At 73.0% G+C, this 22,464-nt stretch carries 19 protein-coding genes and 1 pseudogene; 12 read left to right on the top strand and 8 right to left on the bottom strand.

What is annotated here, in order from left to right:
- Positions 1-110: 110 nt before the first annotated feature.
- Together ECOMGDLI_RS23330 and ECOMGDLI_RS23325 are read right to left on the bottom strand one after the other, a co-directional pair.
- Positions 111-677 (bottom strand): HD domain-containing protein, encoded by a 567-nt coding sequence (locus ECOMGDLI_RS23330; protein WP_088319240.1) that lies wholly within the window; start codon positions 675-677, stop codon positions 111-113.
- 64 nt (positions 678-741) lie between these two features.
- Positions 742-1,512: a FadR/GntR family transcriptional regulator gene (locus ECOMGDLI_RS23325; RefSeq protein ID WP_088319303.1), complete on the bottom strand. Its 771-nt coding sequence runs from the start codon at positions 1,510-1,512 to the stop codon at positions 742-744.
- Between the two features lie 162 nt (positions 1,513-1,674).
- Between ECOMGDLI_RS23325 and ECOMGDLI_RS23320 the strand changes: the two genes are divergently transcribed.
- The 8 genes from ECOMGDLI_RS23320 to ECOMGDLI_RS23285 all read left to right on the top strand — a co-directional run bounded on the left by ECOMGDLI_RS23320 (position 1,675) and on the right by ECOMGDLI_RS23285 (position 9,548).
- Entirely contained in the window at positions 1,675-2,823 is a 1,149-nt protein-coding gene (locus tag ECOMGDLI_RS23320; protein ID WP_088319239.1) for a mandelate racemase/muconate lactonizing enzyme family protein, read from the top strand.
- Positions 2,820-3,761, top strand: coding sequence for an amidohydrolase (locus ECOMGDLI_RS23315; RefSeq protein ID WP_088319238.1), 942 nt, complete (start codon positions 2,820-2,822; stop codon positions 3,759-3,761). Before ECOMGDLI_RS23320 ends, ECOMGDLI_RS23315 begins: the two co-directional genes overlap by 4 nt.
- Positions 3,758-4,783: a zinc-binding dehydrogenase gene (locus ECOMGDLI_RS23310; RefSeq protein ID WP_369812784.1), complete on the top strand. Its 1,026-nt coding sequence runs from the start codon at positions 3,758-3,760 to the stop codon at positions 4,781-4,783. Before ECOMGDLI_RS23315 ends, ECOMGDLI_RS23310 begins: the two co-directional genes overlap by 4 nt.
- Positions 4,776-5,552 carry an SDR family oxidoreductase gene (locus ECOMGDLI_RS23305; RefSeq protein WP_088319237.1) on the top strand — a complete coding sequence of 259 codons (777 nt, stop codon included), beginning with the start codon at positions 4,776-4,778 and terminating at the stop codon, positions 5,550-5,552. Before ECOMGDLI_RS23310 ends, ECOMGDLI_RS23305 begins: the two co-directional genes overlap by 8 nt.
- An 89-nt stretch (positions 5,553-5,641) precedes the next feature.
- On the top strand, positions 5,642-6,889 hold the full coding sequence (locus ECOMGDLI_RS23300) for an ABC transporter substrate-binding protein (protein ID WP_088319236.1): 1,248 nt from the start codon (positions 5,642-5,644) through the stop codon (positions 6,887-6,889).
- Positions 6,890-6,899: 10 nt separating this feature from the next.
- A complete protein-coding gene (locus tag ECOMGDLI_RS23295; protein WP_088319235.1) occupies positions 6,900-7,850 on the top strand; it encodes a carbohydrate ABC transporter permease in 951 nt (316 codons plus the stop codon).
- 16 nt (positions 7,851-7,866) lie between these two features.
- Entirely contained in the window at positions 7,867-8,733 is an 867-nt protein-coding gene (locus tag ECOMGDLI_RS23290; RefSeq protein WP_088319301.1) for a carbohydrate ABC transporter permease, read from the top strand.
- A 53-nt stretch (positions 8,734-8,786) separates the two neighbouring features.
- Complete coding sequence (locus ECOMGDLI_RS23285) at positions 8,787-9,548, top strand: SDR family oxidoreductase (RefSeq protein ID WP_088319234.1); 762 nt, start codon at positions 8,787-8,789, stop codon at positions 9,546-9,548.
- A gap of 89 nt (positions 9,549-9,637) precedes the next feature.
- Here the strand turns inward: ECOMGDLI_RS23285 and ECOMGDLI_RS23280 are convergent, their stop codons facing one another.
- The 6 genes and pseudogenes from ECOMGDLI_RS23280 to ECOMGDLI_RS23255 all read right to left on the bottom strand — a co-directional run.
- Complete coding sequence (locus ECOMGDLI_RS23280; RefSeq protein ID WP_088319233.1) at positions 9,638-10,642, bottom strand: sugar phosphate isomerase/epimerase; 1,005 nt, start codon at positions 10,640-10,642, stop codon at positions 9,638-9,640.
- Position 10,643: 1 nt separating this feature from the next.
- Positions 10,644-11,864 carry a Gfo/Idh/MocA family protein gene (locus ECOMGDLI_RS23275; RefSeq protein WP_088319232.1) on the bottom strand — a complete coding sequence of 407 codons (1,221 nt, stop codon included), beginning with the start codon at positions 11,862-11,864 and terminating at the stop codon, positions 10,644-10,646.
- Positions 11,861-12,925 carry a substrate-binding domain-containing protein gene (locus ECOMGDLI_RS23270; protein WP_088319231.1) on the bottom strand — a complete coding sequence of 355 codons (1,065 nt, stop codon included), beginning with the start codon at positions 12,923-12,925 and terminating at the stop codon, positions 11,861-11,863. The genes ECOMGDLI_RS23275 and ECOMGDLI_RS23270 overlap by 4 nt, the downstream gene beginning before the upstream one ends.
- Before the next feature lie 104 nt (positions 12,926-13,029).
- A complete protein-coding gene (locus ECOMGDLI_RS23265; RefSeq protein ID WP_088319300.1) occupies positions 13,030-13,977 on the bottom strand; it encodes an ABC transporter permease in 948 nt (315 codons plus the stop codon).
- 107 nt (positions 13,978-14,084) lie between these two features.
- On the bottom strand, positions 14,085-15,596 hold the full coding sequence (locus ECOMGDLI_RS23260) for a sugar ABC transporter ATP-binding protein (protein WP_088319299.1): 1,512 nt from the start codon (positions 15,594-15,596) through the stop codon (positions 14,085-14,087).
- Between the two features lie 38 nt (positions 15,597-15,634).
- Positions 15,635-16,768 (bottom strand): annotated as a pseudogene (locus tag ECOMGDLI_RS23255) (ROK family protein); the annotation flags it as partial.
- Positions 16,769-16,907: 139 nt separating this feature from the next.
- Between ECOMGDLI_RS23255 and ECOMGDLI_RS23250 the strand changes: the two are divergent.
- From ECOMGDLI_RS23250 to ECOMGDLI_RS23235, 4 genes are read left to right on the top strand one after another with little or no spacing between them, the layout of a single operon-like run.
- Complete coding sequence (locus ECOMGDLI_RS23250; protein WP_088319229.1) at positions 16,908-18,212, top strand: ABC transporter substrate-binding protein; 1,305 nt, start codon at positions 16,908-16,910, stop codon at positions 18,210-18,212.
- A complete protein-coding gene (locus tag ECOMGDLI_RS23245; protein ID WP_198955117.1) occupies positions 18,209-19,240 on the top strand; it encodes a carbohydrate ABC transporter permease in 1,032 nt (343 codons plus the stop codon). Before ECOMGDLI_RS23250 ends, ECOMGDLI_RS23245 begins: the two co-directional genes overlap by 4 nt.
- A complete protein-coding gene (locus ECOMGDLI_RS23240; RefSeq protein ID WP_088319228.1) occupies positions 19,237-20,127 on the top strand; it encodes a carbohydrate ABC transporter permease in 891 nt (296 codons plus the stop codon). The genes ECOMGDLI_RS23245 and ECOMGDLI_RS23240 overlap by 4 nt, the downstream gene beginning before the upstream one ends.
- A gap of 25 nt (positions 20,128-20,152) precedes the next feature.
- Positions 20,153-22,453 (top strand): beta-glucosidase, encoded by a 2,301-nt coding sequence (locus ECOMGDLI_RS23235; RefSeq protein WP_233153596.1) that lies wholly within the window; start codon positions 20,153-20,155, stop codon positions 22,451-22,453.
- The last annotated feature ends 11 nt before the right edge of the window (positions 22,454-22,464 follow it).

The raw sequence follows: 22,464 nt of genomic DNA, 5'->3' as shown, positions 1-22,464 counted from the left end.
TCGTGCAAGGGCTTGAGCAGGTCGCGGCCGTTCCCGCCGGTCAGGCGTACACCCCAGGTCGCGGTCGGCCGCCCCGACGGGCCCTTCCGGGGCCCGGACGGCCGACGCCGTCAGCTGATGCCCTCCTGCAGGTAGCGCGGCGCGGCGACGACGCGTCGCAGCACCGGCTCGAAGTGCTCGACGGGCAGCGTGTCGTAGTCCGGGTCGAAGCAGTTCTGGTCGTACTTCTCGCAGAACTCGGCGCACGCGTCGAAGTGCGGCGAGTCCCGGAACCGGTCGCGGGCGTTCCGGTCGGCCCCGACGTGGTGGCCGTAGTAGAAGAGCTGGAACACCCCGTGGTGCTTGACGACCCAGGTCAGCTCGGGGCGGACGTACGGCTTCAGCACGGCCGCGGCGAGCTCGCCGTGGGTGTACGGCGCGAGGTCGTCGCCGATGTCGTGCAGGAGCGCGGCGACGACGTACTCCTCGTCGCGGCCGTCGCGCTCGGCCCGCGTCGCCGCCTGCAGCGAGTGCTCGAGCCGGGTGATCCGGTACCCGCCGAGCGAGGACCTCAGCGCGTCGAGGGCTTCGAGCAACCGGTCCGGCAGGGCGGCGACGAAGCCGTCCTCGTGCTTCTTGAGCAGGGCGTAGTCCTCCTGCGTGCCGTCGGCCATGGCGGTGAACGAGACGGTCTCCATGCGCCCAGCCTGTGCCCCCGACCGGCCCGGCACAAGGTGTCGGCCCGCGCGGCCGCCGTCCGCCTCAGCGGGCCAGCCTGGTCGCGTCCCCGCGGCCTTCGCGCCGGACGAGCCAGGCCTCGGTGATGTGGGTGAACATCGCCTCGGACGCCTGCTCCGACCGGTGGGCGGCGATGGTCTCGTAGATCCGGCGGTGGCCGCGGTTCGAGGCGACGCACTGCTCGCGGTACGGGTGGCCCATGTAGCGCACGGTGTTGACGACCTGGCTCTCCAGCGCGCGCACGACCGCCCGGGCGATCCGGTTGCCGGACGTCTGCATCACCAGGTCGTGGAAGGCGCGGTCGTGCTCGGCGTAGGCCACGTGGTCGTCGACCAGCTCGTCCATCCGGTCGACGAGGGCCCGCAGCCGGTCGACGACGTCGTCGTCGGCCAGACGCGCGGCCACGAACGCCATGTCGGACTCCAGCAGCCGCCGGGTGACCACGAGGTCGTCCAGCGCCGCCAGCCCGTCCTCCTGGCCGATCGTCGCCGCGAGCACCAGCTCGTCGAGGAGGTTCCACAGCGCAGGCTGGGTCACGGTCGTCCCGGACCCCTGACGGACCTGGACCAGGCCTTTCTCCTGCAGCATCTTCACCGCCTCGCGGACGACGGTGCGGCTCACCGAGAACGTCTCGCACAGCACGGGTTCGGTCGGCAGCGGTGAGCCCGGCGGGTGCGCGCCGCCGACGATCCTGGCGACGAGCTCCGCGGCCACCGCGCTGGCGAGGTTCGCCGGACGGCGGGCCCACGGCGGCGCGGCGCCCGCGGTCGCGGGTGCCTGGTCCGATGCCGTCATGGTCCCTCCGGTCGTGCCGCCGGACACCCGAGTCCGGTCGCGCCGAGTATAGCCACCCCGGGCGTTGACATCATTCGTCATACGACTTACGTTTACCGCCGATGTCGGCGGCGCGCCGTCGCCGGCATCCGGGCACGACGTCGACGGAGCAGGAGGGACGCCATGCGGGTCACGGGCTACCGGGCCCTGACGACGCTCCAGCGCTGGGGCCGTCCCGTCGGGGACGCCAACGGGGCGTTCGCCGACGGCCTCGTCCCGGTGCCGCTCGTGCTCGTCGACACCGACGAGGGCGTCACCGGGGTCGGGCTCGGCCCGCACGTCGAGCTCGACGGCGTGTTCGCGGCGATCGAGGGCGAGGACCCGCGCTGCGTCACGGCGCTCTACGACCGGATGCTGCGCCGCACCTTCAAGGCCGGGCACGCCGGAGCGGTCTTCGGCACGATCGGCGCCCTCGACACGGCCCTGTGGGACATCAAGGCCCAGCTCGCCGGCGAGCCGCTGTGGCGCCTGCTCGGTGGTCGGGACCGCACCGTCACCGCCTACGCGTCCGGCCTCGACATGGGGCTGCCGGACGACGCCCTCGTCGAGGTCTACCGGGCGTACGCGGAGCGGGGCGTCCGGGCCGCCAAGCTCAAGGGCGGCCTCGACGTCGACGAGGACCGGCGCCGGCTCGGCCTCGTCCGCGACGTGCTCGCGGACGCGTCCGGCGGCGCGCGCCCCGGGCTCATGCTCGACGCCAACGAGTCCTGGACGCGCAAGCAGGCCGTGCGGCACGTCCACGAGCTCGAGCGCACGCTCGACCTCATCTGGGTGGAGGAGCCCGTACGGCGCTGGGACGCCGAAGGGCTGGCCACCGTCGGGCGCGGGATCAGGGCGTCGGTCGCGACCGGCGAGAACCTCACCGGGCTCGAGCAGTTCCGCCCGCTGCTCGCGGCCGGGGCCGTCGACATCGTGCAGACCGCGGCGGTCTGGGGCGTCACGCACTTCCTGCGCGTCGCGGCCCTCGCACAGGCGCACGACCTGCCGGTGAGCCCGATCGGGACGACGCCGACGGGTCTGCTGCACGCCGCCACCGCGGTGCCGAACCACATCGCCAGCGAGCTGCAGGACCTCGTGCCGCCGGTCGGGCTGCTCGTCGACGTCCGGGTCGAGGACGGCGCCTTCGTCCTCGGCGACAGCCCGGGCCTCGGGATCGTCGTCGACGAGGCCGCCGTGGCGGCCGTCGCCGCCGGTGAAGGGCCGCGCCCGTCCGGCCCGCACGTCCGGCCGGCCCGTGCCGGTCACCGCCTCGTCCCGGACCGGACGTCGTGAGCGCCGCCCCGACCGGCCCCCCGGGGCGCGGCGCCCGGGACGGCGCGCGCCCCGGCTACGTCGACGCGCACGTCCACCTGTGGGACCCCGGGCTCCTCACGTACCCGTGGCTCACCGGCACCGCTGGGCTGGACCGGCCGTTCCACGCCCCCGACCTGCTCGCCGCCGCCCGGTCCGCCGGTGCCCCGCCGGCCGGGGTCGTCGTCGTCGAGGCCGACCGGCTGCCCCGGCAGGCGCTCGCCGAGGCGCGGTGGGTGCTCGCGGCGTCGACCCCGGAGCTGCCCGTCGTCGGTGCCGTGGCGCACGTCCCGTTCGGGCCCGGCACCGGTCCTGCCACCACCGCCGCGGCGCTGGACGACCTGGCGGGCCTGGACGGCCTCGCCGGGGCCCGTCGGCTGCTCCAGGACGAACCGCCGGGCTTCCTGGCCCGGCCGGAGGTCGTCGCCGGGGTCGCGGCGATCGGTGCGCGCGGGCTGCCGTTCGACCTGTGCGTGCGCAGCCGGCAGCTGCCGGAGGCGGTCGACCTGGTCCGGCGCCTGCCGGCCGTCGAGTTCGTGCTCGACCACCTGGGCAAACCGCGGATCAGCGCGGACACCTACGGCCCGTGGGCGGATGACCTGCGGCGGCTGGCGGCCCTGCCGAACGTGCGGTGCAAGCTCTCCGGTCTCGCGACGGAGGCCGACCCGGACCACCGGGCGGCGTCCGACCTGCTGCCCTTCCTCCGTCACGCGCTCGACGTCTTCGGCCCCGGGCGCTGCCTGTTCGGCAGCGACTGGCCGGTGCTGACGCTCGCGACCACGTACGACCACTGGCTCGACGTCGTGCTGCAGGCGGTCGACGACCTCGACGCCGCGGAGCGCGACCTCGTCCTGCGGGGCAACGCGGTCGCCACGTACACCCGCCCCCTCGTCACGGCCCCAGGACGGAGGTGCTCGTGATGCGCGCCGTGCACTACACCGGAGCCGGTGCCCTCGAGGTCGCGGACGTCGAGGACCGCCCGCCCGGCCCCGGGCAGGTCACGGTCGACGTGGCCTACACCGGGATCTGCGGGACCGACCTGCACGTGCTCCACGGCGAGATGGACGCCAGGGTCACGACCCCCGCCGTCCTCGGGCACGAGATGTCCGGCCGGGTCCGGTCGGTCGGGACCGGTGTCGCCGGGTGGGCGACGGGCGACCCCGTCACGGTGATGCCGCTGCGCTGGTGCGGCAGCTGTCCCGCCTGCCGCCGCGGGTTCAGCCATGTCTGCCAACGGCTCGACTTCGTCGGGATCGACTCCCCGGGCTCTCTCCAGGAGCGCTGGACGGTGCCCGCCGAGCTGCTCGTCCGGCTGCCGGACGGCCTCGCGCTGCGGGCCGCCGCGCTCGTCGAGCCGACCGCCGTCGCCGTCCACGACGTCCGGCGCGCCGCGCCGCGGCCTGGGGAGCGCGCCCTCGTCGTCGGAGCCGGGCCGGTGGGTCTGCTCGTCGCGCTCGTCGCCAGGGCCGCGGGCGCCGAGCCCCTCGTCGCCGAGGTGGACGCCGTCCGCCGTCACCAGGCGCAGGCGCTCGGTCTGCAGGTCGTCGACCCGGGGGCGGCGTCCGTCCCGGAGGTCGTCGCGCAGTGGTCGGCGGGTGCGGGGGCGGACCTGGCGTTCGAGGTCTCGGGCTCGGGCCCCGGTCTCGACGACGCGGTGCAGTCCCTCGCGGTCCGCGGCCGGCTGGTCGTCGTGGGCATCCACCCGCAGCCGCGGCCCGTGGACCTGTTCCGGGTGTTCTGGCGCGAGCTCACCCTGCTCGGCGCGCGGGTGTACGAGCGGGCGGACGTCGAACGTGCCGTCGGGCTCGTCGCCGACGGCGTCGTCCCCGCCGACCGACTGGTCACCCGGGTCGTGCCCCTGGAGGAGGCGCCGGACGCCTTCGCCCGGCTCGATGCGGGCGGGGAGCTCAAGGTCCTCGTGAGGTGCGGGTCCGATGGCTGAGCCGACCACGAACCCCTTCGACCTCACCGGTCGGCTGGCCGTCGTCACGGGCGCGCGCCGCGGGCTCGGGCTCGCCATGGCCACGGCCCTCGCCGCGGCCGGCGCCGACGTCGTGGGGGTCTCGGCCCACCTCGAGCCGCAGGGCAGCGACGTCGGGCGCGCGGTCGAGGCGCTCGGCCGGACCTTCACCGGCTACCAGGTCGACCTCGCGGACCGGGCAGCCGTGGCCGACCTCGCCGAGACGCTCTGCGCCGGGGACCGCCCCGTCGACGTGCTCGTCAACAACGCCGGGACGATCGAACGGGCCCCGGCCGTCGACCACACCGACGAGATGTGGGACCGCGTGCTCGAGGTCGACCTGTCCAGCCAGTTCGTCCTCACCCGACGGGTCGGCCGGGAGATGGTGCGCCGGGGCCGCGGCAAGGTGCTCTTCACCGCCTCGCTGCTCAGCTTCCAGGGCGGGCTGAACGTCGCGGCGTACACCGCGGCCAAGTCCGCGCTCGCCGGGCTGACCAAGGCGCTCGCGAACGAGTGGGCACCGCACGGCGTCAACGTCAACGCCGTCGCCCCCGGGTACGTCGCGACCGACAACACCCGGGCCCTGCGGGACGACCCGGCCCGCGCCCGGTCGATCCTCGACCGGATCCCGGCCGGGCGCTGGGGCACCCCCGCAGACCTCGCCGGCGCGACCGTCTTCCTCGCGTCGGCCGCCTCCGACTACGTCCACGGGGTCGTGCTCCCCGTGGACGGCGGGTGGCTGGGGCGATGAGCGCCCCGGCCGCCGCGCCCCACCGCCGGCCCGCCCGGCTCGCTCCCCCACCGCCGTCGCGAGACGGCACTCACGAGAGGAACACCCAGATGCCCACACCTCGAAAGCGCGTCCGCGTCCGGCAGGTCCTCGCCGGTGCCTGCGCGGTGCCGCTGGCGCTGTCGGCCTGCGGGGGAGGCAGTGACGCCCCGGCCGGCGGCAGCAGCGGCGGGGCGGCGGTGACCGCCCTGCGCGTCCTGGACTACTACGCCAACGAACCCGACAACACCGTCGTCCAGCAGACCGTGGAGGCCTGCGGCACCCAGATCGGCGTGAAGATCGAGCGCGAGGCGGTGCCCGGCGACAAGCTCATCGCCAAGGTGCTCCAGCAGAGCTCGTCGAAGACGCTCCCCGACGTCCTCATGCTCGACAACCCCGACCTGCAGCAGATCGCGGCCTCCGGCGCGCTCGCCCCGCTGGACGACTTCGGGCTGAAGGCCGACGGCTACCAGCAGGGTGTCGTGGACGCCTCGACCTACGAGGGCAAGCTGTACGGGCTGCAGCCGGTGACCAACACGATCGCCCTCATCTACAACAAGGACATCCTCGCCGAGGCGGGCGTGAGCGTCCCGACGACGTGGGAGGAGCTCGAGGCGGCCTCGAAGCAGCTCACGAAGGGCGACCGCTACGGCGTCGCGTTCTCCGCGATCAACACCTTCGAGGGGACTTGGCAGTTCCTGCCCTTCATGTGGTCGAACGGCGGTGAGGAGAAGGACATCGCGACCCAGCAGACCGCGGACGCCCTCCAGCTGTGGGTCGACCTCGTCAAGGACGGGTCCGCCTCCAAGTCGGTCGTCACGTGGTCCCAGGCCGACGTGAACGACCAGTTCAAGGCCGGCAAGGCCGCCATGATGGTCAACGGGCCGTGGCAGTTCCCGGTGCTCGACTCGGTGGCCGGCCTGAACTACGACGTCGTGCCGATCCCCGTGCCCAAGGCCGGGATGACGTCGGTCGCGCCGCTCGGCGGCGAGACCTGGACCGTGCCGCAGACGGGTGACAAGGCCCGTCAGGCGGCGGCCGCCAAGGTCGTGGCGTGCCTCAACTCCGACGCCAACCAGCTCGCGCTCGCCAAGGCCCGGCAGACCGTGCCCACCAAGACGAGCCTGCTCGCCGAGTTCGTGGCGCAGAACCCGAAGATGAAGGGCTTCACCGACGCGGTGCAGACGGCCCGCTCCCGGACCGGCCAGCTCGGCCCGGACTGGCCGAAGGCCGCGACGAAGATCTACACCGCGATGCAGGCGGCGATGACGAGCGGCGAGGCTCCGCTGTCGGCGCTGCAGCAGGCACAGGCGGGCTGACGGCCCGGGCATGAACGCGCTGGAGACGCCGGTGGGCGGGAGAACGGCCCCCGCCCACCGGCCGCCCCTCAGGACCGGTCGCAGGGCGCAGCACCTGGGGCGGGTGCTGTTCGTCGCGCCCGCCGCGCTGTACATGCTGGCCTTCTACGGGTACCCGCTCGTGAAGAACCTCGTCATGGGCTTCCAGGAGTACACGACGCGCACGTTCTTCACCGGCGAGGCGCCCTGGGTGGGCCTGGCGAACTACGAGCAGGTCATGGGCTCGCCGATCTTCGGCAAGTCGCTCGTCAACACCCTCCTGTTCACCGCGGGCTCGATCCTCGGGCAGTTCACGATCGGCCTGGCGCTCGCGGTGTTCTTCCGGCGCACGTTCCCGGGCGCCGGGATGCTCCGCTCCCTGCTGCTGCTGCCGTGGCTCATACCGCTCATCGTGTCCGGCGCGGTGTGGAAATGGATCCTCGACCAGGACAACGGGGCGCTGAACCGGGTGCTCCGGGCCACGCCGCTGACCGACGCCCGCCCCGGCTGGCTGACCAGCACCACCCTCGCGCTCGCCGCGGTCGTCATGGTGAACATCTGGATCGGCATCCCGTTCAACGCCACGATCCTCTACGGCGGCCTGCAGGACATCCCCGACGAGCTCTACGAGGCCGCCGCGCTGGACGGCGCGACCGGGTGGCGGGCGTTCCGTCACATCACCTGGCCGCTGCTGCGCCCGGTCGTCAACGTCGTGCTCGTGCTCGGCGTGGTCTACACGCTCAAGGTCCTGGACATCATCCTCGGCCTGACCAAGGGCGGGCCGGCCAACGCGACGCAGACCCTGGCCACGCAGGCCTACCAGCTGTCCTTCGTCGAGTTCGACTTCGGGCAGGGGGCCGCGACGGGGAACCTGCTCATCGTCGTGTCGCTCCTCTTCGCGCTGCTCTACCTGCGCCTGAGCCGGCAGCGGGCGGAGGGCTGACGCCATGGCGACCGCGATGACGACCACCACGACGACCGCGACGACGCCGACGACGTCCGCATCCTCCGTGGGCCGGGGCCGTGGCGGCTGGGGGTCGACCGCCGTGGCGGTGCTGCTCGTCTCGGTGATGCTCTTCCCGGTCTACTGGATGCTCAACGTGTCGCTGCAGCCCGGTGGCGGCGGTGCCGTCGCGAGCCCGTGGCTGCCCCTGCACCCGGACGTGTCCGGCTACGCCAAGGCGCTGCGGGACCAGGGCCCGCACCTGCTGACCAGCCTGGTGGTGTCGCTCGGCAGCGTCGTCGTGAGCCTCGTCCTGGCGACGCCCGCCGCGTACGCCCTCGCCCAGTTCCGGCTGCGGTTCACCGACGCGTTCCTGCTGGGGATCCTCGTCAGCCAGATGGTGCCCGGCATCGTCGTGGCCAACGCGCTCTACGGCGTCTACAGCGACCTGGGCCTGCTGAACTCGTTGCCCGGGCTGGTGCTCGCCGACTCCAGCGCCGGGATCCCGTTCGCCGTGCTCGTGCTGCGGGCCTTCATGGCCACGGTGCCGGGCGAGGTCGTCGAGGCCGCACGGGTGGACGGCGCGGGCGAGCTGAGGACGTTCTGGTCCGTCGTCGTCCCGATGAGCCGCAACGCGCTCGTCACGGCGGGGCTGTTCACGTTCCTCTTCACGTGGAGCGACTTCCTCTTCGCACTGACGCTCACCACGACGGACGACGTGCGGCCCGTGACCCTGGGGCTCTACCAGTACATCGGGTCGTACGTGCAGGACTGGAGCGCCGTCATGGCGACCGCCGTCCTCGCGTCCCTGCCTGCCGTCGTCCTGCTTCTCGTGGCGCAGAAGTACGTCGCCGCCGGCGCGACGGCGGGGGCGCTCAAGTAGCCCGACGCCCCGGCGCGGGTGCGCCGGGGTCACGTTCCGACCGGAGGATGACGATGTCCCAGCCAAGCGCACCCACCCCCTACCCGAACGGCACGTACCCGGCCGAGGACCTCACCGGGAGGGCCGCGGTGATCAGCGGAGCGAGCTCGGGCATCGGGGAGGCTCTCGCGCACGCGCTCGCCGCCCGTGGTGCCCGGGTCGCCCTCCTCAGCCGCAGCGGCGGCGGGCCGGACCTGCCGGGTGCGCTCCGGCTGGCCGTCGACGTCACGGACTCCGCGGCGGTGGACGCCGCCGTGGGCGCTGCCGCCGCCGAGTTCGGGGGCCTCGACATCGCCGTGGCGAACGCCGGGGTGGGCTCGTACGGCGGCTTCCTCGACGTCCCGCGGCGTCACGACACCGAGATGGTCGCCACGAACGTGACGGGCACGATCAACCTCTACCGAGCGGCGGTCCCCTTCCTGCTGGAGCGCGGCCGCGGAGACCTCGTCACCGTGACGAGCGAGGCGGGCCGGCGAGGGTTCCCTGGCGAAGCGGTCTACTGCGCGACCAAGTTCGCCCAGGTGGGGCTGACCCGGGCGCTCGACGGGGAGCTGCGCGAGCACGGGATCCGAGCGACGAACATCTGCCCGGGCGGCGTCTGGACGAACTTCGCCATGGGGGACGGGCGGGGTCGTCAGCACGGCAGCACCCAGGTCGAGGACATGATGCGCGCGGACGACGTCGCCGAGCTCATCGTCTTCGTGCTCACGCGCCCGCGGCACATGCGCATCCTCGAGAGCGCGCTGCGGCCGATGTCGGAGCAGCAGTGGGGATGACCCCGGACGCGCAGCGGACCTGACGGTGGTCGGGGGCCGCCTCACGGCGACCCCCGACCACGGCCCTGCGAGGAGCCGCCGGGAGCCGGCTACTCGGAGGAGAAGGCGGCGTCGAACGCGGCGGACGGCGGGTCGAACGCGAGCCGGCGGACGAACTCCAGCGCCTCGGGGGCGCCGACGAGCCGGTCCATCCCGGCGTCCTCCCACTCGACCGAGATCGGGCCGGTGTACCCGATCGTGTTGAGCATCCGGAAGCACGCCTCCCACGGCACGTCGCCGTGACCGGTGGACACGAAGTCCCAGCCGCGGCGGGGGTCCGCCCAGGCGAGGTGCGACCCCATCCGGCCGTTGCGCCCGTTGCCGACCTGGCGCTTCGCGTCCTTGCAGTCCACGTGGTAGATCCGGTCGCGGAAGTCCCACAGGAAGCCCACCGGGTCGAGGTCCTGCCAGACGAAGTGGCTGGGGTCCCAGTTGAGGCCGAACGCCGGGCGGTGCCCGATCGCCTCCAGGGTGCGGACCGTCGTCCAGTAGTCGTAGGCGATCTCCGACGGGTGCACCTCGTGGGCGAACCGGACCCCGGCCGCGTCGAACGCGTCGAGGACCGGGTTCCACCGGTCGGCGAAGTCGGTGTACCCGCGGTCGACGAACTCCTGGGTCGCGGGCGGGAACATCGCGACGGCCTTCCAGATGCTGGAGCCCGTGAAGCCCACCACGACGTCGACGCCGAGCGCCTTCGCCGCGTGCGCGGTGGCCTCCATCTCCCGGGCGGCGCGCCCGCGCACGCACTCGGGGTCGCCGTCGCCCCAGATCCGGGCGGAGACGATGCCCCGGTGCCGCTCGTCGATCGGGTCGTCGCAGACGAGCTGACCGGCCAGGTGGTTGGAGATCGCCCACGTCCGCAGCCCGTGACGCTCGAGCACGTCGCGCCGGCTCCGGACGTAGGCGTCGTCCTCGGTGGCCCGGACGACGTCCAGATGGTCGCCCCAGCAGGCGATCTCGAGCCCGTCGTACCCCCATCCGGAGGCGAGCCGGGCCACCTCCTCGAAGGGCAGGTCCGCCCACTGGCCGGTGAAGAGCGTGACAGGTCGAGCCATCTCACAACCTCCTGTTCGTCGCTGCGGTGCCCGCTGCGGGGTCGTCGCCGCACCCGGTCCACCGACCCTCGTCCGCCGCGGACTCCTCGACCGCGGCGAGCACGCGCTGCACCTGGAGCCCGTCGGCGAACGACGGCTCCGGGTCACGGCCGGCGGCGATGTCGCCCAGCAGGTCGACGACCTCGTGCGTGAACGTGTGCTCGTAGCCGATGAGGTGACCGGGCGGCCACCAGGCCGCCATGTACGGATGCGTCGGCTCGGTGACCTGGATCCGGGTGAACCCCGCCTCGTCGGCCGGCGCGGAGCCGTCGTACACCTGCAGCTCGTTCATCGCGTCGAAGTCGAACACCAGCGAGCCCTTGCTGCCGTTGACCTCCAGCCGCAGTGCGTTCTTGCGGCCGGTGGCGAAGCGGGTGGCCTCGAAAGAGCCGAGCGCACCGCCGTCGAAGCGGGCGAGGAACAGCGCGGCGTCGTCGACGGTGACCGGGCCGGTGGCGTCGGACCCGGCGGACGCCGACAGGCCGGCGGAGGCGGTCGGCAGCGGTCGCCGCCGGACGAACGTCTCCGTCATCGCGTTGACGCCCCGGATCCGCTGCCCGATGACGAACTGGGCCGCGTCGACGATGTGCGCACCGATGTCGCCGAGCGCGCCCGAGCCGGCGCGTTCCTTCTGGAGACGCCACACCAGCGGGAACGTCGGGTCGACGATCCAGTCCTGCAGGTACTGCGCGCGCACGTGCCGGATCTCGCCGAGCCTGCCGGCCGCGACCAGCTTCCGGGCCAGGGCGAGGGCCGGCACCCGCCGGTAGTTGAAGCCCACCATGGACCGCACCCCGCGGCCGGCGGCCCGCGCCGCGGTCGCGGCCATCCGCTCCGCCTCGGCGACGGTGTTCGCGAGCGGCTTCTCGCAGAGCACGTGCTTGCCGGCCTCGAGCGCGGCCACCGCGATCTCGGCGTGGCTGTCCCCCGGGGTGCAGATGTCGACGAGCTGGACGTCGTCCCGGTCCAGGAGGGCGCGCCAGTCGGTGACGACCTCCGTCCACCCGAGCCGGGAGGCCGCCGCGGTGGCGGCCTCCCGGTCCCGGCCGCACAGCACGCGCCGGTCCACCTCGTAGGGCAGGTCGAAGAACCGGCCCGCGGTGCGCCAGGCCTGGGAGTGCGCGGCCCCCATGAAGGCGTAGCCGACGAGCGCCACCCCGAGCCGGGAAGGCGGCGCGCTCACGACGCGAAGCCGAGGGGGAGGTACTTGTCCACGTTCTCCTTCGTCACGGTGGCGCTGGCGAGCGTGATGGATGCGGGGATCTCGTTCTCCACGAGGTCGCCCATACCGTTGCCCTGGGCCACGAGACGCGCCAGGTTGATCGCCGAGGACGCCATCGTCGGCGGGTACGTCACGGTGCACTTGAGCACGCCGGAGTCGGCCTTGATGAGGTCCATGGCGTTGCGCGAGCCGGCGCCGCCGACCATGAAGAACTCCTTGCGGCCGGCCTGGTCGATCGCCGCGAGCACACCGATGCCCTGGTCGTCGTCGTGGTTCCACACGGCGTCCAGCTTCGGGGCCGCCTGGAGCAGGTCGGCGGTCACCTTCTGCCCGGACTCGACGGTGAACTCGGCCGAGACCTGGCGCGAGACCTTGAACCCGAACGTTCCCAGCGCGTCCGCGAAGCCCTTGGAACGCTCCTGGGTCAGCTGGAGGTTCGCGATACCCTGGATCTCCCCGATCACGGGGTTGCTGACGCCCTTGGCCTTGAGCTGCTCGCCGATGTAGCGGCCGGCGGCAACACCCATGCCGTAGTTGTCCCCGCCGATCCACGTCCGGGAACCGCGCGGCGAGGCGAAGATCCGGTCCAGGTTGATGACCGGGATCCCGGCCTCCATCGCCGTGATGCCGATCTCGGTGAGGGCGTTGCCGTCGAACGGCAGGATCACCAGCGCGTCGACCTTCTTGTCGATGAGGGTCTGGACCTGGCTGATCTGCTGGTTGACGTCGTTGCTGCCCTCGACCGCCTCGAGCGTCACGTCGCCGAACGTGGCGGCCTGGCTCTTCGCGTTCGTCGTGATCGCGGCGATCCAGCCGTGGTCGGCCGCCGGCGCCGAGAACCCGATCGTGACGGGGGTTCCGGCCGCGGCCGCGGACGTGGTGGCTGCCGCCGCGGCGGTCGTCGCGCTCTCGGCAGGGCTGTTGCTCGTGCAGGCCGCGAGCGCGGCACCGGCACCGAGCGCGCCGGCGCCGAACAGGAGGCGGCGTCGGTCGATCAGGGGCTGGGCGGGGTTCTCGGACATGGCGGGACACACCTTTCGCGTGGATGGGGACACGGGGAACAGGCAGTGCCGTGCGGGACGGGACAGGACGTGACGCGACGGGAAGGACGGGATTCCGTTGAGCCTCAGGTGGTCACGGGGGCCGACCGGGTCGGCGTGCGGCGCTGGATCAGCACGGCGGCGACGATGATCGCTCCCTTGGCGATGTTCTGGACGTCGGTCGAGAGGTTGTTGAGGATGAAGATGTTCGTGATCGTCGTGAAGACGAGCACGCCGAGGAGGGCGCCGACGATGGTGCCGCGACCACCGGTCAGCAGGGTGCCGCCGATGATGGCCGCCGCGATGGCGTCGAGCTCGTAGAGCGAGCCGTGGGTGCTGGAACCGGTCGTGGTGCGCGCCATGATCATCACTGCGGCGATGCCGCAGCAGACGCCGGAGATGACGTACAGGCTCGCCGTGACGCGCCGCACGTCGATCCCGGCCAGCCGGGCCGCCTCGCTGTTGCCGCCCACCGCGATCACCCGGCGCCCGAAGGTCGTGCGCTCGAGGATGAACCAGCCGACGAGGCCGGTGGCGAGCAGCACCAGGACGAGCGCGGGGACGCCGAGGACGTCGGTCGTCGCGATCCGCTTGATCGCGTCCTGGGTCACGAGCTGGGTGCGGTTCTCGGCCATCCGCGCGGCGAGCCCCCGGGCCGCGACGAGCATCGCCAACGTGGCGATGAACGGCACCAGGCGGCCGTAGGAGATGAGCACCCCGTTGACCAGACCGGCCCCGGCACCGACCAGGACGGCGCACAGGACCATCACCACCGGCCCGTACGACTGCGTCTGCAGGGTCGTCGCCCACACGGAGGCCAGCGCCACGATCGCACCGACGGACAGGTCGATGCCGCCGCCGATGATGACGAGCGTCGCCCCGACCGTGACGACGCCGATGACCGAGGAGCTGACCAGGATGTTGCGCAGGTTGCTGCCGGTGAGGAAGGCGTCGCTCGTCACCGTGCCGGCCACGACGAGCAGGACGAGGACGACGACCAGGCCCGCGTCGGCGAACCTCAGGCTCCGCACCAGGCCGCCGCGAGCGGGACGCGCCGTGACCTCGTCCCGGGCGGGACCGGGAGGGGACCCGGCGGCCCCGACGCCCTCTGCGACGGTCGGTCCCGTGACTCCTGCGTCGTTCACACCGGGCTCCCTTCCATGAGGAGGTTGAGGACCGCGTCCTCGTCGAGGTCGGCCGCGGGCGCGTCGTGCACGATGTGCCCGTCACGCATGACGAGGACCCGGTCCGACAGCCCCAGGACCTCGGTGACGTCGCTCGACACGAGCAGGACGCCCATACCGTCGTCGGCGAGCCGGCGGATGAGCTCGTAGAGCTCGAGCCGGGCGCCGACGTCCACGCCACGCGTGGGTTCGTCGAGCAGCAGCAGGCGTGTGGACCCCAGCAGCCAGCGGGCGAGCACGACCTTCTGCTGGTTGCCGCCGGACAGGTTCCGGGCGGGCCGGGTCACCGCGGGCGGGCGGATCTCCAGGTCCGCCACGGACCTCGCCGCCTGCAGGCGCTCGGCGCGACGGTCGAACCAGCCTGCGCGGGCGAAGCGGGACAGCGACGCGAGGGTGATGTTCCGGGAGACGGGCTGGTCGAGCAGCAACGCCTGCGCCTTGCGCTCCTCGGGGGCCAGCCCGAGACCGGCCCGCACGGCCGCCGTGACCGCTCCGGGGCGCAGCGGCCGGCCGTCGACGAGCACCTGCCCCGCGGTGCGCCGTCGCGCGCCGTAGATGGTCTCCAGCAGTTCGGAGCGCCCGGAGCCGACGAGCCCGGCGATGCCGACGACCTCACCGGCGGCGACGGTCAGGTCGACGTCGCGGAGCACGCCGTCCAGGGCGAGGCCGTGGACCTCCAGCAGCGTCGTGCCGGGCGCCGCCGGGGCGTCCGGCCGGTCGTCGCCGGCCGCCGGACGCCGCTGCGGGAAGGCCCGCTCCATCGTGCGGCCCGTCATGAGGCCGACGATCTGCCGCGTCGGCGTGGTCCGGGCCGGCAGGTCCGTCGCGACGGTGCGGCCGTCCTTGAGGACCGTCACGACGTCCCCGACCCGGCGGATCTCCTCGAGCCGGTGCGAGATGTACACGACGGCGACACCGGCCGCGGTGAGCTCGCCGATGACCCGGAAGAGGTTGTCGACCTCGGCCTGCGCCAGCGCGGCCGTCGGCTCGTCCATGACGATCAGGCGTGCGTCGTGGACGAGTGCGCGGGCGATGCTGACGATCTGCCGGCTCGCGGGGGACAGGTCGACGACCTCGCTGTCGGGGTCGATGTCCTGGTGCCCGAGCCGGCGCAGGGCCTGCGCGGTCGCGCGTCGCTGCGGGCGGCGGTCGAGCACACCGCCGCGGGACCGCTCCTGGCCCAGGTAGACGTTGTCGGCGACCGTGAGGCCGTCGACGAGGTCGAGCTCCTGGTAGATGGTGGCGATCCCCTGCCGCAGGGCGTCGCTCGGTCGGGCCAGCACGAGCTCCGAGCCCCGCCAGAGGATCTCGCCCGCGTCGGGCCGCTGCGCACCGGAGAGGATCTTGATGAGGGTCGACTTGCCCGCGCCGTTCTGCCCGAGCAGGCAGTGCACCTCGCCGGGGTGCACCGTCAGGTCGATCCCGTCGAGGGCCCGGACGCCGGGGAACTGCTTGACGATGCCCCGCATCTGCAGCAGGGGCCCCGCTTCCGCGACCCCGGGCTCGGTCACGGGACGGCTCCGGGGGTGCGGCGCGGTCGCGGGTCCGCCTCCGCCAGGGTGCTGAACGCAGAGTCGGAGACGAACCGCGCCGCGCCGACGACGCCCGCCGTGCCGCCCAGCTCGGAGAGCACGATGGGCAGGTTCCCGGTGGCCAGCGGCAGGGACCTGCGGTAGACGACGCTGCGGATCTCGGCGAGGAGCCGGTGCCCGAGCCCGGCGACGCCCCCGCCGATGACGACCATGGCCGGGTTGAAGAAGCTGACCAGCGTGGCGAGGGCCGCACCCAGCCGGGCGCCGCCGTCCCGGATCAGGGCGACCGCGGCCGGGTCGCCGGCCGCTGCGGCCTCCCCGACGTCCCGCGCCGTCAGCCGGCCGGTGGCACGCAGGCGTTCGGCGAGCATGTCGGAGCGCCCGGACCGGGCGGTCGCCTCGGCGTCGCGCGCGAGCGCGGCGCCTCCGAAGTAGGCCTCGAGGCAGCCGGTGTTGCCGCAGCTGCACGTCGGGCCCGACTCGTCGACGGCGATGTGGCCGATGTCCCCGGCGCAGCCGCCGACGCCCCGGTAGACCTCCCCGTGGACGACGATGCCGCAGCCGATCCCCGTGCCGACCTTGACGAACAGGAAGTCCCGGACGCTTCGGGCCGTGCCGGCGTGGAGCTCGCCGAGCGCCATGATGTTGACGTCGTTGTCGACGAGCACCGGTGCGCCGAGCCGCGCCGACAACGTGTCGCGGACGGGGAAGTGGTTCCAGCCCGGCATGATCGGCGGGAACACCGGAGCGCCCTCGCGCTGGCTCACAGGGCCGGGCACGCCGACGCCGATGCCGTGCAGCTGCGGGGCGGCCCCGTCGGCCCGTAGCTTCTCGACGAGGCTGACCGCGTGCTGCAGGACGGCGACGGGCCCCTGCCGGATGTCGATCTCGTCCGCCGCGTGGGCCAGGATCCGCAGCTCGCCGTCGGTGATCGCGACGTCGACCGACGTCGCCCCGATGTCGATGCCCACGAACCGCAGCCCGGCGCTCAGGGACACCAGATGGGACCGGCGCCCGCCGCGCGACCTCGCCAGCCCTGGCGTCTCGACCAGACCGAGGTCGGTGAGCCGGTCCAGCTCCAGGGCCACCTTCGAGCGGGACAGGCCCACCCCCGGGCGACGGCACCTCCCCGACGGTCGCGGTGCTGGCTCGCGCCTTTACGATAACGTTATCGATAACGATTGACGAGACGATCGCCGCAGTGTCACGGTGGCGGCGTCAACTCACTCAAGGACGAGGAGCGTCACGATGAGGCGGACTTCGGTCACGCGGGCCCTGGCGTTCGGAGCTGCGGTGGCGGTACTCGCCGCATGCGGCACCGGCGGCGAAGAATCTCCTGCCGACGCACCCGCGTCGAGCGGTGCGGCGACCACCATCACGTGGTGGCACAACTCCAACACCGACCCCGGCAAGGGCTACTACGCCGAGGTCGCGAAGAAGTTCGAGGCGGCGAACCCGGGCGTGACCGTCGAGGTCAGCGCCCTCCAGCACGAGGACATGCTCACCAAGCTCGACGCGGCCTTCCAGAGCGGCGACGTCCCGGACGTCTACATGGAGCGGGGCGGCGGCGAGCTCGCCGACCACGTCGAGGCGAACCTGGTCAAGGACATCTCGGCCCCCGCCGCCGACGTCATCTCGACCCTCGGTGGCTCCGTGGCCGGCTGGCAGGTGGACGGCAAGACGTACGCCCTGCCGTTCTCCGTCGGGGTGGTGGGCTTCTGGTACAACAAGGACCTCTTCGAGAAGGCCGGGATCACCACGCCCCCGGCGACGATGGACGACCTGCTCGCGGCCTCGGACAAGCTCCGGGCAGCAGGTGTCGACCCCATCTCGGTCGGCGCGGGTGACAAGTGGCCCGCCGCCCACTACTGGTACTACCTGGCGCTGCGGGCGTGCCCGCAGCAGGTGCTCCAGGACGCCGTGAAGAGCCTGGACTTCTCGAACCCGTGCTTCGTCACGGCGGGCCAGGAGCTCGAGAAGGTCGTCAAGGCGAAGCCCTTCAACCGCGGCTTCCTGTCGACCCCGGCCCAGACCGGCCCGACGAGCGCCTCCGGCCTGCTGGCCACGGGCAAGGTGGCGATGGAGATGCAGGGCCACTGGGAGCCGGGCGTCATGCAGGGCCTGACGGCCGACAAGAAGGGCCTGGGCGACAAGCTCGGCTGGTTCCCGTTCCCGTCGGTCGCAGGCGGTCAGGGTGACCCGGCGGCGGCTCTCGGCGGCGGCGACGCGTGGGCCGTGTCCAAGAACGCCCCGGACGCTGCGGTCGACTTCGTCAAGTACCTGCTGTCCGACGAGGTCCAGAAGGGCTTCGCGGAGCGTGACATGGGTCTGCCGACGAACCCGTCGGCCTCGGGGTCGGTGAAGGACCCGGCGCTGGCCGGCCTGCTCAAGGTCCGTGACGACTCGCCCTTCGTCCAGCTGTACTTCGACACCGCGTTCGGTCAGGCGGTCGGTGGCGTGATGAACGACCAGATCGCCCTGCTGTTCGCGGGCAAGGCCACCCCGCAGGACATCGTCGCGAAGACCCAGACCGCGGCGGACGCCGAGAAGTGACGTCCGTCGTCCGCCGCTCCGACGCCGCCCCGCACACGGGGACCGGCGTGAGCAACGGTGCCGCCGACCGCGCTCCCGCGCGGTCGGCGGCCCGCCGCAACGCGTCCGCCCGCAGCGGGTCCGGCCTGCGGACGGCGCTGGAGGTGCTGTTCTTCGTGGGGCCGGCCCTGGCCCTGTTCGTCGTCTTCGTCGTGTGGCCGGTGGCCCGGGCCGTGCAGTTCTCGTTCTACCGCTGGAAGGGCTTCGGTCCGCTGGAGGACTTCGTCGGCCTGCGGAACTACGTGACGGTGCTCCAGGACGACGTGTTCGTCGCGGCCTTCACCCACAACATGGTCATCATCGTGCTGTCGATCCTCGTCCAGCTGCCGCTGGGGCTCGCCATCGCGTTGCTGCTCAACCGGAAGATCCGCGGCCAGGGTGTGCTGCGCACCGTCATCTTCGTCCCCTACGTCCTCTCCGAGGTCATCGCGGGCGTGGTCTGGTTCCAGCTGCTCCAGCCGCAGTACGGAGTCATCGAGGGGATCCTCGGCGTCGTCGGCATCCCCGGCCCGGAGCAGGGCTGGCTCGGGACGCCCGACATCGCGCTGTTCACAGTCTTCGGGGTGCTCACGTGGAAGTACCTCGGGCTCGCGGTGCTGCTGTTCCTCGCCGGCCTGCAGGGAGTCCCCGACGAGCTGATCGAGGCCGCGCAGATGGACGGCGCGTCGTGGTGGCAGGTGCAGCGGCGGATCACCGTCCCGCTGCTCGGCCCGACCGTCCGCACCTGGGCGTTCCTGTCGATGATCGGTTCCATCCAGCTCTTCGACATGGTGTGGATCCTCACCGGCGGAGGGCCGGCCAACGCCACCACGACGATGGCGACCTACCTCATCAACGAGGGCACCAAGCGCTACAACTACGGCATCGCGACCGCCGCCTCGGTGATCCTCTTCGCCGTCGCGCTCGTCTTCGCCCTGCTCTACCAGTTCCTCGTCCTGCGGCGTGACGTGGCCGAGGCCGACGCGAGCGCCCGGAGGGGAGTCCGATGACCAGCGCGACCGCCGTCCGGGGCGGGGATGCCGGCATCGGCGCGCCCCGGCCCCGCAAGGCCTCCGGGCCGTCCCGCGGTGCCTCCCCGCTGGTGTACCTCGTCGCGCTCGTCGTCGTGGGGTTCACCCTCGGCCCCGTGCTCTACGCCGTCCTCGGCGGGTTCCGGACGAACGCCCAGCTCGCCGAGTCACCGGCGGGCCTGCCGAACCCCTGGGTCCTGGACAACTACATCCGGGTGCTGACCGACTCGTCGTTCTGGTCGTACGCACTGAACTCGACCGTGATCGCGGTCGTCACCACGGTCGTCGCCGTGACGTTCGGCCTGATGGCCGCATATCCGTTGGCGCGGTACCAGTTCCGTTGGCGCGAGCCGCTCTACACGGTCTTCGTCCTCGGTCTGCTGTTCCCGGCGACGGTCGCGATCATCCCGCTGTTCGTCATCATCACCCGCCAGCTCCAGCTCGGGAACACCTGGTGGGGGGTGGCGCTGCCGCAGGCCGCGTTCGCGCTGCCGACGACGATCATCATCCTGCGGCCGGTGCTCATGGCCATCCCGACCGAGCTCGAGGAGGCGGCCGTCCTCGACGGGGCCAGCCGGATCCAGTTCTTCTGGCGGATCGTGGTGCCGCTGTCGGGGCCCGGTGTCGTCACCGTCGGGGTGCTCGCGTTCGTCGCGTCGTGGAACGCGTACCTCCTGCCGCTGCTGCTGCTGCAGGAGGACCGCAAGACCCTGCCGCTCGGGGTCGCGGACTTCTCGTCGCAGTACTCCTCCGACACGGCGGGAGTGTTCGCGTTCACGACGCTCGCCATGGTCCCCGCACTCGTCTTCTTCCTCGCCATGCAGCGCCGCATCGTCAGCGGGCTGCAGGGCGCCGTCAAGGGCTGAGCCCGAACCGTCGGAAGGTTGCACCGTGACCCAGCTGCACCACGCCCCGGGGGCGTCCGCACCCGACCGCGGCCCTGCTCCCGCTCCCACCGACCGCATCGGCGACCTCGTCGCCCGGATGACGCTCGAGGAGAAGCTGGCGCAGATCGTCGGCTTCTGGGACAAGGGCACGGGCGAGGCCGTCGCACCGATGCAGGACGACTTCGCGGCCCCGGCGCTGCTGGACGACGTCGCCCGCGAAGGTCTCGGACACCTCACACGGGTCTACGGCACCCGCCCCGTGGACCCCGACGAGAGGCTGCGCTGGCTGTGGGACCGGCAGCGCCGCTTCGTCACCGGGACCCGGCTCGGCATCCCGGCGATCGTCCACGAGGAGTGCCTGACCGGGCTCGCCGCCTGGGGGGCGGCGACCTTCCCGGCGCCCACGGCCTGGGGTGCGGCCTTCGACCACGAGCTCGTCGAGCGGATGGGTGCGTCGATCGGTCGCGTCATGCGCGCCCTCGGCGTCCACGTCGGCCTGGGGCCGGTCCTCGACGTCGTCCGCGACCCGCGGTGGGGACGGGTCGAGGAGTGCGTCTCCGAGGACCCCTACCTCGTCGGCACGGTCACCACCTCCTACGTCCGCGGCCTGCAGTCCGAGGGCGTCCACGCCACCCTCAAGCACTTCGCCGGTCACTCCGGTCCCCAGTCCGGACGCAACTTCGCGCCGGTCCACGCCGGGCCGCGGGAGCTCCGGGACGTGTTCCTGGTGCCGTTCGAGATGGCCGTGCTGGACGGCGGCGCCCGCTCGGTGATGCCGGCGTACAACGAGATCGACGGGGTCCCGGTGTCCGCCGACAAGGGGCTGCTCACCGACGTCCTGCGCGGTGAGTGGGGCTTCGACGGGACCGTGCTCGCCGACTACTTCGCCGTCGCCTTCCTCCACGTGCTGCACAAGGTCGCGGCCGACCTCGGCGACGCGGCGGGCCAGGCCCTGGAGGCCGGTATCGACGTCGAGCTCCCGACGGGCGACGCGTACCTCGCTCCGCTGGCCGCCGCGGTGCGCAGCGGCGCCGTCGACGAGGCGCTCGTGGACCGGGCGGTCCGCCGGGCCCTGCGGCAGAAGCAGGAGCTCGGGCTGCTCGACGCGACCTTCGAGGGCGAACCCCCTGCGGCGCCGGACCTCGACGACGCCGAGCACCGTGAGATCGCCCGCCGGCTCGCCGAGGAGTCCGTGGTGCTCCTCGCCAACGACGGCACGCTCCCGCTCGCCGGCCCCCGTCGGGTCGCCGTCCTCGGCCCCAACGCGGACCGGCTCGAGGCGATGTTCGGCTGCTACTCCTTCGTCAACCACGTGCTGCCGCACCACCCCGGGACCCGGACCGGCCTCGTCGTCGCGACCGTGCTCGACGCGCTGCGCACCGAGCTGGCCGGGTCCGACGTCGTGCACGTCGCCGGCTGCGACGTCGAGGGCGACGACACCTCGGGTCTGGCGGCCGCGCGGGCCGCGGCGCAGGACGCCGACGTGGCCGTGGTCGTCGTCGGCGACCAGGCCGGGCTCTTCGGCCGCGGGACGGTCGGCGAGGGCAACGACCGGGAGGACCTCGAGCTGCCGGGCGTGCAGCGCCTCCTCGTCGAGGAGGTCCTGGAGTCCGGCACCCCGGTCGTGCTCGTGATGCTGACCGGCCGCCCCTACGCGGTCGGCTGGGCCCTCGAGCGGTGCGCCGCCGTCGTCCAGGCGTTCTTCCCCGGCGAGGAGGGCGGTCCGGCCGTCGCCGGCGTCCTCACGGGGCGGGTCAACCCTTCCGGCCGCCTACCCGTGAGCATGCCCCGGCCTGCCGGGGGGCAGCCCTTCTCGTACCTGCGCCCGCGGCTGGGCACCGACAGCGAGGTGACCAGCCTGTCCAGCGCTCCCGCCCTGCCCTTCGGGCACGGCCTGTCGTACACGCAGTTCCGGTACGAGGAGCTCACGGTCCTCGGTGAGCCGACGACGGACGCCGGTGTGGTCGTCTCGGTGCGGGTCTGCAACGCGGGGGCGGTGCCCGGCGACGACGTCGTCCAGCTCTACGGCCACGACGTCTACGCGAGCGTCACCCGGCCGGTCGCCCAGCTGCTCGGCTACCGGCGGGTCCACCTCGGGCCGGGGGAGGGGACCGTCGTCAGGTTCCGCGTCCCCGCGGGCCGTCTCGCCTTCACCGCGCGCGACGGACGCCGTGTCGTCGAGCCCGGCGAGCTCGAGCTGTGGGTCGGGACGTCCGCGGACCGCGCGGTGCAGACGTCGACGGTGCTCGGGGGAGGGGTGCACCCGGTGACCACGGCGGACGGGCGGTGGACCGTCACCGAGTAGGGGACGTCGCG

Origin of the sequence: Kineosporia sp. R_H_3, assembly GCF_002198675.1 — a bacterium.
Taxonomy (GTDB): Bacteria; Actinomycetota; Actinomycetes; order Actinomycetales; family Kineosporiaceae; genus R-H-3.
This window is presented reverse-complemented; position numbering and strand designations above follow the sequence as displayed.